This window comes from Spongiibacter sp. UBA1325 (assembly GCF_002306875.1).
Taxonomy (GTDB): Bacteria; Pseudomonadota; Gammaproteobacteria; order Pseudomonadales; family Spongiibacteraceae; genus Spongiibacter; species Spongiibacter marinus.
On sequence record NZ_DBTD01000006.1, the window covers coordinates 441,700 to 455,477 of the forward strand.

The following is a 13,778-nucleotide window of genomic DNA, read 5'->3' on the forward strand; positions in this document are numbered from 1 at the left end:
TTAGTCTTGCTGCGTTTAGTAGATGACTTCAGCGGAGTGACGTATGGCGACCTACCTTCTTGCCATTGATCAAGGGACGACCAGTTCCCGGGCTATTGTTTTTGATAATCGTGGCAAGATCTGCGGTGTTGGGCAGCAAGAGTTTACCCAACATTACCCAAAGGATGGCTGGGTAGAGCACGATCCCGAGGAAATCTGGCAAACCACGCTGGCGAGCTGTAAAGCGGCGATCACCGCAGCGGCAATCACGGCTGATCAAATTGCCGGTATTGGTATTACTAATCAGCGCGAAACGACGCTGGTATGGGATCGAAAAACGGGTGAACCCGTTTATCCAGCAATCGTTTGGCAGGACCGGCGAACCGCCGACTGGATTTCTCAGCTTAAGGAGCAGGGCCTAGAGGGAACTGTAAACAAGCGCACAGGCCTGCTGTTAGACCCTTATTTTTCTGGCAGTAAGCTTGCCTGGATACTCGATAATGTTCCGGGGGCGCGCCAGCGTGCCGATGCCGGCGAGTTGGCCTTTGGCACGGTTGACTGTTATCTGCTGTGGCGTCTGACCGGTGGGCGAGAGCACGCAACCGATGCCAGCAATGCCTCGCGGACTCTACTGTTTAATATTCATCGTCAGTGCTGGGATGAAGATCTTCTGGAAATGTTCAATATTCCTGCGTCGCTGTTGCCTGCGGTGAAAAACAGCTGCGACGACTTTGGCGTTGCCGACGCCTCACTGCTCGGCGCTGAACTTCCCATTGCGTCGTTGATCGGTGATCAACAGGCCGCGACCGTCGGGCAGGCTTGCTTTAAACCGGGCATGGCAAAAAGCACCTATGGTACGGGGTGCTTTGTCATGCTCAATACAGGCAACCGCGCATTAACCTCGACAAACCGCCTGCTGACGACGGTGGCATACCGCATTAACAATGAAGTCTGCTATGCCCTCGAAGGCAGTATATTTATGGCCGGCGCGGCGGTGCAGTGGTTGCGCGACGGTCTGAAATTAATCGGTTCGGCAGCTGAAACCCAGGCGCTTGCTGAGAGCGTTGACAGCGCGAATGGCGTGTTCATGGTGCCGGCATTTACCGGGCTGGGCGCACCGTATTGGGACCCCGATGCACGCGGGGCTATTCTCGGACTGACCAGGGACACGGGTATTGCGCATATTGCCAGAGCGACACTCGAATCCGTCTGCTATCAAACGCGCGACTTACTTGAGGCAATGGCAGGCGACGGCGCTGATATTCAGCACCTGCGTGTGGATGGCGGCATGGTTGTGAATGATTGGCTGGTGCAGCGCTTATCCGATACCTTGGCCTGTCATTGCCAGCGCCCTGCCGTGACAGAGACAACCGCCCTCGGCGCGGCATACCTGGCTGGCTTACAGCTAGGCTTGTACGCCTCATTGGATGAAATTGCGGATATGTGGCGCGAGGAACGCAGCTTTATGCCGGCCATGAGCGAGATCGACCGAGAGACTCGTTATCACGGTTGGAAGAAAGCCGTCGCTCGGGTTCGCAGTTAAACGCGGATACTCAGATCCAAGGCGCTTATCGGCACAGGGCGGCTGATGTAGTAGCCTTGGATGTAATCCACTTGCATGCTGCTTAACACGTCCATGGCGGCTTTTTCTTCAACGCCCTCAGCGATGACTTTCTTACCGAGGCTGTGGCTCATTTCGATGATGGACCGTACCAGCGCCTGATCGTTTTCCCGCTCATGGATAAACCGAATAAACGCCTGATCAATTTTGATGTAGTCCACCGGCAACTCCCTTACATATTCGAACGAGGTGAAGCCGACCCCGAAGTCGTCCAGAGCGATTTGTGCACCGCTCGACTTGATCTGCTCGAGCAGGGTGCGAGCATTGTCGATGTTTTCCAGTGCATCAGTCTCAACGAGCTCGAAAATCACGGCATCAGGTGTGACGCCCGTGTCATCAATAATTTGCGTGAGCCGTTCTGAAAAGTCGGGCTGTTCCAGTGTTGGCGCCGTTATATTGATGCTCAGTTGAATACTTACCCCCGCTTGTTGCCACGCTGCCAGCTGGCGCAGGGCTTTCTCGATAACCAAGTAGTCGATTTGTGGCATCAAGCCTGACTCAGTAGCAATGCCCAGGAATTTGGCAGGGGCGATAAAGCTGCCTTCGTCATCGAGCATTCTGACTAAGCTCTCACAATGACTAATGCGCTGGCTTTTTAGATCGATGATCGGCTGGTAAAAAAGGACGAGGCGGTTATTGTTCAGTGCTTGTACAAGCTGCTCTTTCAGTAAGTATTTTTCCTGCCGGTTTTCACGGCTGTCCTCTTCATCAGCATAGTAGACATGACCCTTGGCCTTATTTTTCATTCTTTGCATCAAGGACGTGGCATTGGAGAGTAATTCGTCCACAGTGCAGGCATCGCGTTCGTACTTGTCGACGATGACCGTCGCGTTAATAGACTCGGTATGATTGCCGAGGGTTATTTCAAAGTGACTGATGGCATCGAGCTGCTGCGGTGAGGCCGGAGGCTGTGAGGCAAGCAATACACAGTATTCCCCCGATCCGGTGCGCGCTAGCAAGCACGAGTTATCGAGGATCTGACTAATATGGTTCGCGAATTTGCGTAGTAGGTCGTCACCGCAGTCAAAGCCGAAGCGGTCGTTGAACTCAGAGAAATTGTCGATATCGACCATGATCAGGCTTATGGCTTGCTCGTCCTCAAGCAGGTGAATTCGACGGTCGGCCTCTTCAATAAAGGTACTTCGGTTAAGCAGTCCGGTGACTCGGTCGTGTTCGCCTAACCAACGTAGGCTTTCCTCGGCACGTCGGGTTTCGGTAATGTCTACGCCCAGAGACAGGATCAGCTTTGTACTGTCTAACTCAACAATTGAGTGAGTCCAAAGGAAGTCGTGAATTTGCCCGTCAGCCGCGAGGAAGGGCAGTTCATTTTGAAATTTGCGCTGATTTTTATCGGCCATATTTCGCAGTGAATTGCTGAGCGTGACATCGCGCTCCGGATCGCGAACCCACTGATTAATATTGGCATTGACGGGTAGGTTGCTGTTTAAACCGCTGAGCATGCGTCCCATCGCGTTGATGTTCTGAATCGTGCCATCTAAGCGGTGTGTAACGACGACCATCGGCGAGTTTTCCAGCAGCATTTCATTAAACTGCTTGGCTTCTGTTAGGGCGTGAACCTTGTCTTGAAGTTCATACTGGTGGCGGGCGATATCCTTGTTGAGCAGTTCCAGCGCATCGGTTACCTGTTCTGCTGTGTCGTGTAAGAGGTCAATTTCGTCGGCATAGTGGCGATGTCGTGGGACGGTGCTGAGAGCCTTGCGTGCCTCGTCAAATCGCGATGCAGATAAAAGAGGCAGGGTTTCAGTAATCGTATTGAGCTTGCTCAGAGGAGGCCGCAGCGTTAAGTAGACGACGATAATAACGAGTACCGACGTGGAGAGGGCGGCAATGAGTATCTCGCGCAGCGTTGCTCTCGCTAGCGAGGAAATATTTGATTCGTCAGAGATAATGGCCAGATGCAGGTTGCCACTCGGCATTTCAAAATAGCGTGCCCCAAGGTAGGCACCATTTGTCGACCCAAAGAATGTGCCCTTCGAAAGGAGGGTTGAGCCGCTCGTTGCCAGTATGCCCGCCAACATCTGGGCGCTTTTGTTGCCGTGACTGGAGAGTAGTGTTTGTTGGGCGACATCATCGCTTTCTGCCGATGAAAAAATAACCAGTTCAGCGCCAGTAATATCAAAAAAATCTTCAACCAACAGCGAGGCTGAGCGATTGATGTTTACAATTAATTCGTTGCCATCATCGTTTATTAGTGGAATAAAAACGCTTTGCGTACAGCTTGGGTTACAGATTATCGAGGCGTGCGGTCGCTGGTTTTCAGTAATACTCGCTACCGCGAGCTGAATGTCCTGCGCACTGGGCTGGTAGCTTGTGCCTTCAAGGTGTGCTGAGGCTAAGATGGCCCCGTTTATCGATATGAATACCACAGAATCGATGCCCGACATTAACGACGGCGGCGGTACATTGTTGTTGCTAATTGCTTCGATACTGGGGAGCTGGTAGTGATCGGCGCTGCGAAATAGCTCGCGGCTTGAGCGCTCAACAAGGGTTTTAAAAGTGGATTCCAGCCGCTGCAGGCGCTTGTGCACACCGGCTTCATAGTCATTTAGGGTGTTGTAGTAGGTGAGCGCCCCCCGACCAAACATGATCAGCGTGATCATAACGAAAATGATGGCGCACAGTTTTTGAAATAGGCTCAGCCCCTTCACAGTCTCCCGCAGTTGTGCGGAGTGCGGCAATTTTGAGTTCATTAGAAACGGTAGCCGACCATGACCGCGAGCATTTCGGTTCGCTCACGGGTGCCATTTGGGTTGTCTATGTCGGGAATGCCTCCGGTGCCGCGCATGCCTAACAGGTCGGCAGCAATCGTCCAGTTTCGCGATGGTGACCATTTGGTACCGACCACGAGGTGTTGTGTATCCGTCGCGTTGCGGTTATCACGATCGTTCACGCTGTATTCTACGCGGCTATGTAAGCTGATTTTCGGTGAAAGCCGGTATTCAGCCTGAAGGTAGGTCGCTTCAATATCGTTCTTGGCATTGCCCAAGCGCCCGGCTTCATATTTGACGGTGGTGAGGCTGTATTCCGCAGTAAATGACCAGTCCTGCAGGTTGTGCTGCGCTGACAGCACGTAACCACTGGCGTAAAGATTTAGACCGTCAGCGCCCATAAAGTTGGTGTCGAAGTCTAAGCCAACATTGTACATCGACAGAGCGAAGCGGCTGCGTCCACCTGACATCGCGTGAGAAAACTGCGCAAAAATGGGGTGATCGAGACTACCCTGTGCAATTAACTGAGAGGTTGATGTGCCGAGCAAGTTCTTAATAACATCTTTCGACAGGCGTTTATTCCGCCCTGCAGTCAGCGAAAAGCTGGTCGTAGAGTCTTCGGCGTCCCAATAGCTATAGAGTTGGGCGCCATCAGATGAAAACAACAGCTCTCTTAAGCCGTTGCCCTCGTAGTAGATCGCTTGCGGCATAAGAATGCTGGGCCGGGTAAATAAGACATCCCTTGTTTCATTGTAAAAACCGTAGGCATTGCGAACGCGCCCCACACGGATACCCAGTCCGGTGACATCATTTTCTATTGCTTTATAGTCAGCAAAAAGAAAATCCACGCGAAGGCTGCCGTTGTCGGTGGCGCCGGCATCTCTGCTAAGTAATTGCCCGGCAAAATTGAGAGAGTTGTTAAGCCGCCAATTCGCGTTCAGACCAATTTCGGTCAGTTCGGTAGACCCGCGTTGGCTGTCGCCGTAAAAATTGTTGCTATCACTGAGCAAGTAACCTTGTGACGCAAAGCCGTGAATTTGCCCACCCGGGATTTCCAGCGCTTGTGTCGCAGCTGGAATAAGGGCGAGTAGCGAGACAATTGCAAATTTATTCATGGCTGTAGTCCGGTGGGCACGATGGCGTAGTACTGCTGCTTATTTACCGATAATTCGCCAGGCGCATATCCAATGGCACCAGGAGTAGAGGTAACAACCCTCCGCAGCTCCTCAATATCTTTTACTGTGGTTGGCGGTGTCCCCACGCCGCTGAAAATCACACGATCCCACTGGTCTCTAAGAACATAGGGGTAGATTTTCAGTACCGTTTTGCAGAAGTTTTTATGCAATGGATGGTTGTCGGGTAGTACAAAAACCTTGATAGGTGTTTGGTTTTCCCAGCTACGCTTTCGCAAGGAGAATATCGCCCGCAGGGTGCTGGTGTTGAGCTTGTCGAGATTCACGCTTTCGTGTGCGATGAGCGTGACGGGGGTGCCCGCCGATGAAAAGTTGCAGGCGAGGAAAGACCACAGCAGCAAGGTTGCTACAAGCCAGCGGGGGCGATTCAGTGACCCTATGCCCACAGTGCTGTGGCCTCCGTATTAGTTAGGGTCGATTAAGGAGAGGAATCATCGACCCTTGGCTTCATGCACGAGTATTTCGGTTTCGGAGATGGTTACTCATTCTCGCGAGGACGTCTGTTAGGGTAAACCGAAATAAACGTCCTTCGTCCACCTACTATAGACCGCAACTACGGTTGTTGCATGGTGTCTAAGCGCTGGGCCAGCTGTGCATTGAAGCGCATGATTCTCTCGGCGTTCGCGCCGAGATCACCCTTGCCAACGCGTGATACGGAGCGCAGGTCGATTTTGCTGCCACCCTCGGTTTCTTGCAGCCGGATGACGATGTCGTCGGTAAAGCCAAACCAGAAACTTCGGCTTGTCGCCTCTATGTGGCCGGGTTGTTGGTAGTGTATTTCCCAGCCCATGTCCTGCGCGGTGATGATGCAGAGCTGCTGAGCGCGATCCAGCGGCAAGGCAGTGGTAATACCTGCGAGATCTGGGTAGGCCGCGCGCTGTATGTCAGCGACCTCTTGGGTGTAGCGCAGCGGGTTGTCGCCCGGCTTGCGTAACGACGCTGCTGCAATGAAGCTCGGCGGTGAAACCAGGTCAGTACTGATGTTGTGGATCAGAGGGCGATTACTGCCGGAAAGGATATTGAAGGCCATAAAACCGATGGCGGGTAGCGCAATAACGGCGGCGCGGCTAAGCCTTTTTTGATCATTTGCATCTTTGCAGCGACGGCTAAATAGGGCGGATAGTGTGATGGCGCTTAGCGAGAAAAGTGCCGAAGCGGCAAAAATCAGCAGCCCCACTCTAAAATGGGCGAGGTCGGCGCGCACGGTAACGGCGCTTGCTACCAGCATGATCAGTGATAAATAGGCGAGCTTCTCGGCCAGATAGACGATGCGCATTGTGTCTCCCGTGTCGCAGAATAGGTGGCTAGCACGCTGAGCGTAGTCGATACAAAGGATAATTAAAATGACTTGCAGGCGGTGTTTTTGCCACTGAATTCTTACCAAAGCGTAATTGCGTCGCGCTATGTTTTTTCACGATAGCGTGATTTACTGCTCTGGTTATAGATGTGTAACTCATCGCCAGTGGGCCGCTCCACTGGCGAGACTAATTTAAGAAGAAAGAGGTTTTTACGATGGGTAGAGTCGCCGGGAAAGTCTGCATTGTGACAGGCGCTGCAAGTGGAATGGGTAAAGCTGACGCAATCATGCTGGCCGCTGAGGGCGCGAATGTCGTGCTGACCGATCTCAATGAAAAAGATGGCCAAGCAGTGGCCGAACAGATCGGTGAGAAAGCGATATTTATCAAGCACGATGTGAGCAGTGAAGCGGATTGGCAAAATGTTGTGAATACCGCTGTGGAGACGTTCGGCCGCTTGGACGTGTTGGTAAATAACGCTGGCATGATGGCTCTGGGCAACATTGTAGAGTGCAGTTTGGAAGACTATCGCCGGGTAAACTCGGTAAATAGCGAAGGGGTATTCCTCGGTTGTAAAACGGCGATTCCCGCTATGGAAGCCAGCGGCAATGGCGGTTCGATTATTAATATGTCTTCCGTGGCGGCACTGCACGGTATGTCTTTCGTTGCCGCCTACAGTGCCAGTAAAGGCGCTGTGGCCGCATTGACTAAGGCAGTGGCGCTGTATTGCCGAGAAAAACGTAACGGTATTCGTTGTAACTCCATTCATCCCGATGGCGTGAAAACCCCGATGGTATTCAAAGTTGCCACCGGTGCTGAGACCGCTAGCCGCGAGGAGATTGAGTCCTTGTCTACCGAGGCAAACCCAATGTGTGAGCCCGAGGATATTGCCGCGTTGGTAACTTACCTGGCCTCGGATGAGTCTCGTTTTGTCAACGCCGCAGAAATGCTGATCGACAACGCCGCTACGGCAACGCCACCCATCGGTATTTAATTTAGCAAGGGGCTCTCTGCCAATGCGCAAGATACAAATTTTTTTGTGGGCCTCTGGGTCTGCCGAGGACTTTTTTGACCGTGTATTGGCGGATGTTCCGCCCGCGCTGCTGGCGCTGGAGGGGCTTTGCCGCCTGCAACTAAACCTTGCCGATGGCGACGTTGCGGCGGCCGCTGAAAAGCGTATCGCCAGCGACGGCGTGGCACTATTTGATGCAATGTGTAGTTTTTATTGCGAGGCTGATGAAACGCTTGATCAAGCCATAGCGGTGCTCGCAAACGTGGCGGCTAAGGTTGCGGTGTATCAGGTGGAGGCAGAAGAGCCTCTACGAAATACCCGGTATCCGGTTGCAGCTGGGCAGCGCACCCCGGGTTTTAGTCAGGTGGCACTGCTGCGTTGTCCCGAATTTCTGACATACGAGCAGTGGTTGGGCTACTGGAAAAATACCCACACCCAAATTGCCATCGACACACAGTCCACCTTTCGCTACGTGCAAAATCGTGTGGTGTCGGGGCTGAACGAGGACGGTGGCGCCTATCAGGCGATCGTCGAAGAGTGCTTTCCTGCTGAGGCAATGACCAGTGCAGAGGCGTTCTACAACGCAGATGGCCAGCCCGAGCTCTGCCAGCAGCGTATGCAAGCCATGCTGGAGAGTTGCGCGAAGTTCATCGACTTTAACGAAATCGATGTTCAGCCCACCAGTGAGTACTGTTTTTAACCCACGCCGTGGCGGCTCAATCTTCTTTGGGTAGTTGTTTTAATATGGACTCGAGCTTGTCTGCCAAAAAGCGGCTTGCCGCGTAGTCCATGGCCCGACCTAGTTCCGCATCTACTACAATTTGAGCGAGGGGGCGCAGGCGCCATACTAACTCGGCAATTTGCGGAAACTCCTCTTTGGGCGGAAGGGGCTGTTCACCGTAGGGCTCGAGCACATGCTGAGTGACCAGTTTTACAAAGGAGTCTGCGACGGGCTGAACCTTGCCCCGCATTAGGGTGAGGATCTCCAGCAGATCCTCGAGTGGAATACCGGTTTTACACAACTCCTGGGCGACCTTAAGGGTGTTCATACTGGTCACCCGCAGTTGCGCGCCGTTGACCGAAAATAAGTCCAACTCAGCCGCTTTTTTTATTGCTGTCGGCGTCAGTTTGGTGCCAAACATTTTTACCATTTCGGTCATTGGCAGGTTGATTGGGTCTTCCTTCCCCCAGGGCGAATTTATCGCCGACTCCATTCCCAGTACTTCACTCAGGCCAATGCCTTGCTCCATTGCCGAGAGCAGTTCCCTGATTGAGGAGAGGGTATAGCCACGCTCCAACAGGTTACTAATTAGTCGCAGTCGCGAGAGGTGCTGGTTGTTGTAAATGCCTTTGCGGCCGCGCAGCGCCGGTGGTGGCAGGACACCGCGGTCCTGATAGGCGCGGATGTTGCGAACGGTGGTGTTCGCCGCCAAAGCCAACTCCTCAACACTGTATTCACGTTGCTCACTGTCGCTTGTGGCATTGGCCTCTGCCCCTTGGGGCAGGTATTGAGCGATGTTGTTCATGGTGTCTTCGGGGAAATGCATTGGCTTTTTGCTGCTCGGACTGGGTTGAAGGCTTGGCAGGCGTACATGAGCTGCCATGAAAATCTATTCTAATCAAAGGCTTGAGTAATTTCAGCCCCGGGTGCATGTCGGTACTGCACAAAAATACCGTCACTGTGTTGACAAGGCGACGGCCGCCATTTATGTTTCATCAAATAATGTAACATAATAAATTGCAACATAAGGGCGTGTCATAATGGGTAGTTTTAGCATATTACGCGCGGGCGGCATAGCGCTGGCCTGCGCCGTTCCGGTGTCTTCGTTTGCGGCGAAACTTGAGGAGGTGCTAGTCACTGCCCAGCATCGCGAGCAAAGCTTGCAAGATGTGCCCGTTTCCGTGAGCGCCATCGGCGGCGAAAAAATGCTCGAAGCGGGCATCAACCGCATGGAAGACCTGCAGGCCTACGTACCCAATCTTACCGTCACTGAAAGTGGTATCAGCACCGATATCTACGTGCGTGGTATCGGCACCGGCATGAACCAGGGGTTCGAGCAGTCGGTGGGGATGTATGTAGACGGTATTTATTATGGGCGCGCCCAGTTAGCCCGCGCGCCTTTTCTCGACCTTGCGCGCGTTGAGGTGTTGCGCGGCCCGCAAAATATTCTGCAGGGCAAGAACAGTATTGCCGGGGCGATCAATATTATTACAGCGTCGCCCGGCGATGAGCTTGAGGGGCTGTTTTCCGCGCTTTACGAACCAGAATTTGATGAGAAAGTGGTTGATGTGATGTTGTCGGGGCCAATTACCGACAATTTTGGTTTGCGGTTTTCTGCGCGCTTGCGGGAGTTTGGTGGCTACATGGAAGACCTCAATTTAGATATTGAGGGACCTCAGTACGACCAGGCCACGTTTCGCTTGAAGGGCACCTGGGATGTGACTGACCAGCTGCGCGCCGAATTAAAATACGAGCGGGGCAAGTTTGACACCGTGGGGCGTCACGCTGAGATCATCAACGATGAACCTTCGACGTCGAGCAATTTTGTCTTGGCGGGGCGCACACAATCGGAAATTCTTGATCGCAGCTTTTATCCTCCTTTTTTGGACGTTGATACCGACGACTCGGTTCGAAATAACTATCTCGACTACAAGGGGCACTCCAACGGGAATTACAGCAATAACGACACCAATAACCTGACGCTGAATGTCAGCTGGGTTAGCCCGGATGGTCATGAATTTCGGTCTATCACAGGGATTCTCGATTACCAGTACAACGACTTGTGCGACTGCGATGCCACTGCCGCAGAGTTGTTTAAGTTTGAGATGGAGGAGGACTACCGTCAGGTCAGCCAGGAATTTCGTTGGGTCTCTCCCGGTGGGGAGTTTGTGGATTATATCGCCGGGGTGTATTTCCAGCAGAATGACTTGCTGTTCAATGATGAGTTAATTCAAGACTCGAACCTGGTGGTAGAGCTGTTAAATGCCGCCGACTTCATAGAGGGCGGTGCTAGGGGCGATCTTGACCCCTTAACACTGGCTGCAGACCCCTACGAAATCCTGGGTTTTGGTGATGCGGGCAATGCCATTAGAGACATTAAAGGCCCCCGGGAATTTACCAGTAAATCCAAAATTGCCTCGGCGTTCCTGCAGGCAACCGTCAATCTGCACGATACCTTGCGGCTAACCCTGGGTGGCCGTTATACCTATGAAAACAAGAAGGGAAGCAGAAAGCTGACTATTACGGATCTTGATGGCAATGAATTGCCGCAGGGTGAGGTCGACACGGTGGCAGCAATCACCTTTGCGATGGAGCGCCATGACTTACAGGGCGAGCGCAGCGAAAGCCAGTTTTCGCCGCTGATAAATGTGCAGTGGGACTATTCCGATGAGGGCATGGCATATTTCACGGCGACAAAAGGCTTCAAGGCAGGGGGCTTTGATGCGCGCTCTAACCAAACGCCAGAAGCTGAATTGACCTATCGCAACCCCAACGCACTTGCACCGAATCAAACCATTCTCGAGGGCACCTTCGAATACGATGAAGAGGAGGCCCTGAGTTATGAGTTGGGCCTGAAAACCGGCCTGTTTGACGGTGCGGCAGAGTTTAATATTGCCGCGTTCTACACCGAATACAGCGACCTGCAGATCAGTATTTTTGATGGCAGCATCGGCTTCCAAGTGGGGAATGCCAAGGAAGCTGTGACCATGGGTATCGAGATGGACGGTCGCTGGCAGGTTACAGACTATCTCACTCTCGGGGGAGCGCTGGCCTTGCTCGATTTTGAATTCAAAGATTTCCAAAATGGTCAGTGTCGCCAGGACCAAGCGCCCGACGCACCCAATGGCCGCGACTGCGATTATACCGGGTGGTCGAACCAGTATGTGGCGGATTGGTCGGGTACCTTTATTGTGGGTTACGTTCGACCTATCAGTCCCACCATCGGCATTGGCGCTTCGCTGGATGTCATTTTCACCGATAAATACAACCCTTCCAGCAACCTTGACCCGCGCGTTGAGCAAGAGGGTTTCTACAAATTCAATGGCCGTTTGGGCGTGGGGGCCATTGACCAAAGCTGGGAGCTGGCGCTGGTTGGCAAAAACCTGACGGATGAGGTGATTGTCGTCTATGCCGCCGATACCCCACTTGCCAAGACACTGTTTGGCACGACCAGTCACACAGGGTTTATTGAGGCTCCGCGTTCAGTTGCCCTGCAATTCAGTTACCGCCTGTGAGCGCCGAGCGGCGCACGCTGAAAGAGGACAGATAATGATGACGTTGATGAAGAAGTTTACCGGCGCCGAGTGGCTGGCCGCAGTGTGTTTGATGATGCTGGCTACATTCAGCCACGCCGCAGAGTGGCGCGAAGAGAAGCGCGAGCAGGGGATCGCGGTATTTACCCGTGAGGTGGCGAACTCCGCTTTCAGGGAATTTCGCGGTGAGGCAAAGGTGGACGCGGAGATTAACCAGATTATGGCAGTGCTCGATGACACGGAGGCCTTTACCGAGTGGATGTACAACTGCCGGCAGGCGGTATTACTCCATAAGTCGTCGCTGTTGGATCGCTATCAGTACTTATTAAATGATTTCCCTTGGCCTGCCGCTGATCGCGAAATGCTGATTCGCAATCAAATTAGTCAGGACCCGGCAACCAGAGTGACGCGAATTAGCCTGGAAAGTGTCGCCGAGAATGAGCTGCCGGCGAGCAGTCGGGACGCTGTTCCAAAGGCCAAAGGTGTTAAGCGGGTTACCGCGTTGCGTGGGTACTTTGAGTTAACGCCGCAAGAAGATGGCACAACAAACGTGGTGTTTCAGCTGCATCTGGATCCTGCCGGCGGCTTGCCCTCTGGCCTGGTTAATAGCCTGATTGTGGACAATCCGTTCGAGACCTTAAAGCAATTGCGCGTTGTCGTTCAGCAAGCGCAATACCAGAATTTCAATCCGTTCTAGCCCAGCGGGCCAGACAAAAAATAAGTCAAAATTAATTTGACATAGATTGATGTAACATTAATTATACATCAATCGGTGTAACATAAATTGATGGCTCATCAGGAGGCGCAAACTATGAAAACAACAGTGATGCCCGTAAGACGTAATTTAGAATTTAATCTCCCCGCAGACCGGGTTGGCGATTGGCATGCCAAAGGGGTTCATGTCAGTCATTTCTTTAATGCGATGTCGCTGTTTTTTCCCGACGGTGAGCGCTTCTTTATCGACAGCGTGCGTGCGTATCGTGATGAGGTGACCGACCCGGAACTGAAAGAGGCAGTGCGCGGCTTCATTGGCCAGGAAGCGATGCACGGCCGCGAACATGAAGACTATAACGATGCCCTGGAGCAGCGGGGCATGCCGGCAAAGCGCAACTCACGGATTGTGCTTGGCCTGCTAAACATTACCCGAAAGATTGAAGGGCGCGCCGGGCAGTTGGCAATCACAATTGCCCTGGAACACCTAACCGCAATCTTAGCTGATATTGTCTTGCGAGAGCCGCGCACACTGGCGGGTTCAGAGCCGCGCTTTGCCGCTATGTGGCGCTGGCACGCCCTGGAAGAAACCGAGCATAAGGCCGTTGCCTTCGATGTTTATCAGCAAGTGGTCGGCAAGGGACCGTTGGCGTATTTTCGTCGCTGCCTCGCCTTGATCGTTGCTACGCTGGTGTTCTGGGTGATGGTGATTCCTATCCACATTGGCATGGTGGCCCGAGAGGGCAAGCTATTTAGCCTGACGGGCTGGCTGGGTGCATTTAATTTTCTGTGGGGCTCGCCGGGTACATTGCGTCGGGTTATTCCGGATTGGCTCGATTTCTTTAAGCCAGGCTTTCACCCCTGGGATCACGACAATCGCCGTTATCTAGAGACCGTTGATGAACTGGTCGCCGAAGTTGAAGGTTATGACAAAGCAGCCGGAGCGGCCGCGTGAATACCTTAGCGGTGCCAATTTCCGATGAG

The 13,778-nt window shown here is 53.0% G+C and carries 11 protein-coding genes; 6 read left to right on the top strand and 5 right to left on the bottom strand.

Annotated features, from left to right (window positions below):
* Window positions 1-43: 43 nt before the first annotated feature.
* Complete coding sequence (gene glpK, locus B3K78_RS07955) at window positions 44-1,522, top strand: glycerol kinase GlpK (protein WP_286695023.1); 1,479 nt, start codon at window positions 44-46, stop codon at window positions 1,520-1,522.
* On the opposite strand, the gene B3K78_RS07960 is transcribed toward glpK, so the two are convergent.
* The 4 genes from B3K78_RS07960 to B3K78_RS07975 form a co-directional block, all read right to left on the bottom strand.
* The gene (locus B3K78_RS07960; RefSeq protein ID WP_286695024.1) at window positions 1,519-4,311 is read right to left on the bottom strand and encodes a putative bifunctional diguanylate cyclase/phosphodiesterase; all 2,793 of its coding nucleotides are present in this window, start codon (window positions 4,309-4,311) and stop codon (window positions 1,519-1,521) included. The genes glpK and B3K78_RS07960 overlap by 4 nt on opposite strands.
* Window positions 4,311-5,444: a hypothetical protein gene (locus tag B3K78_RS07965; RefSeq protein WP_286695025.1), complete on the bottom strand. Its 1,134-nt coding sequence runs from the start codon at window positions 5,442-5,444 to the stop codon at window positions 4,311-4,313. The genes B3K78_RS07960 and B3K78_RS07965 overlap by 1 nt, the downstream gene beginning before the upstream one ends.
* Window positions 5,441-5,908: a hypothetical protein gene (locus B3K78_RS07970; protein ID WP_286695026.1), complete on the bottom strand. Its 468-nt coding sequence runs from the start codon at window positions 5,906-5,908 to the stop codon at window positions 5,441-5,443. Before B3K78_RS07970 ends, B3K78_RS07965 begins: the two co-directional genes overlap by 4 nt.
* 167 nt (window positions 5,909-6,075) lie before the next feature.
* Window positions 6,076-6,798 carry a DUF1499 domain-containing protein gene (locus B3K78_RS07975; protein WP_286695027.1) on the bottom strand — a complete coding sequence of 241 codons (723 nt, stop codon included), beginning with the start codon at window positions 6,796-6,798 and terminating at the stop codon, window positions 6,076-6,078.
* Between the two features lie 236 nt (window positions 6,799-7,034).
* On the opposite strand from B3K78_RS07975, the gene B3K78_RS07980 reads away from it, so the two are divergent.
* Both B3K78_RS07980 and B3K78_RS07985 read left to right on the top strand, forming a co-directional pair.
* Window positions 7,035-7,811: an SDR family oxidoreductase gene (locus tag B3K78_RS07980; protein ID WP_204995604.1), complete on the top strand. Its 777-nt coding sequence runs from the start codon at window positions 7,035-7,037 to the stop codon at window positions 7,809-7,811.
* A 22-nt stretch (window positions 7,812-7,833) separates the two neighbouring features.
* Entirely contained in the window at window positions 7,834-8,529 is a 696-nt protein-coding gene (locus tag B3K78_RS07985; RefSeq protein ID WP_286695028.1) for an EthD domain-containing protein, read from the top strand.
* A 16-nt stretch (window positions 8,530-8,545) separates the two neighbouring features.
* Here the strand turns inward: B3K78_RS07985 and B3K78_RS07990 are convergent, their stop codons facing one another.
* Complete coding sequence (locus tag B3K78_RS07990; protein ID WP_286695029.1) at window positions 8,546-9,433, bottom strand: MerR family transcriptional regulator; 888 nt, start codon at window positions 9,431-9,433, stop codon at window positions 8,546-8,548.
* Between the two features lie 157 nt (window positions 9,434-9,590).
* On the opposite strand from B3K78_RS07990, the gene B3K78_RS07995 reads away from it, so the two are divergent.
* The 3 genes from B3K78_RS07995 (at window position 9,591) to B3K78_RS08005 (ending at window position 13,749) form a co-directional block, all read left to right on the top strand.
* Window positions 9,591-12,065 carry a TonB-dependent receptor gene (locus tag B3K78_RS07995; protein ID WP_286695030.1) on the top strand — a complete coding sequence of 825 codons (2,475 nt, stop codon included), beginning with the start codon at window positions 9,591-9,593 and terminating at the stop codon, window positions 12,063-12,065.
* A 34-nt stretch (window positions 12,066-12,099) separates the two neighbouring features.
* The gene (locus B3K78_RS08000) at window positions 12,100-12,780 is read left to right on the top strand and encodes an START domain-containing protein (RefSeq protein WP_286695031.1); all 681 of its coding nucleotides are present in this window, start codon (window positions 12,100-12,102) and stop codon (window positions 12,778-12,780) included.
* Window positions 12,781-12,894: 114 nt separating this feature from the next.
* Entirely contained in the window at window positions 12,895-13,749 is an 855-nt protein-coding gene (locus B3K78_RS08005) for a metal-dependent hydrolase (RefSeq protein WP_286695032.1), read from the top strand.
* Window positions 13,750-13,778: the final 29 nt, after the last annotated feature.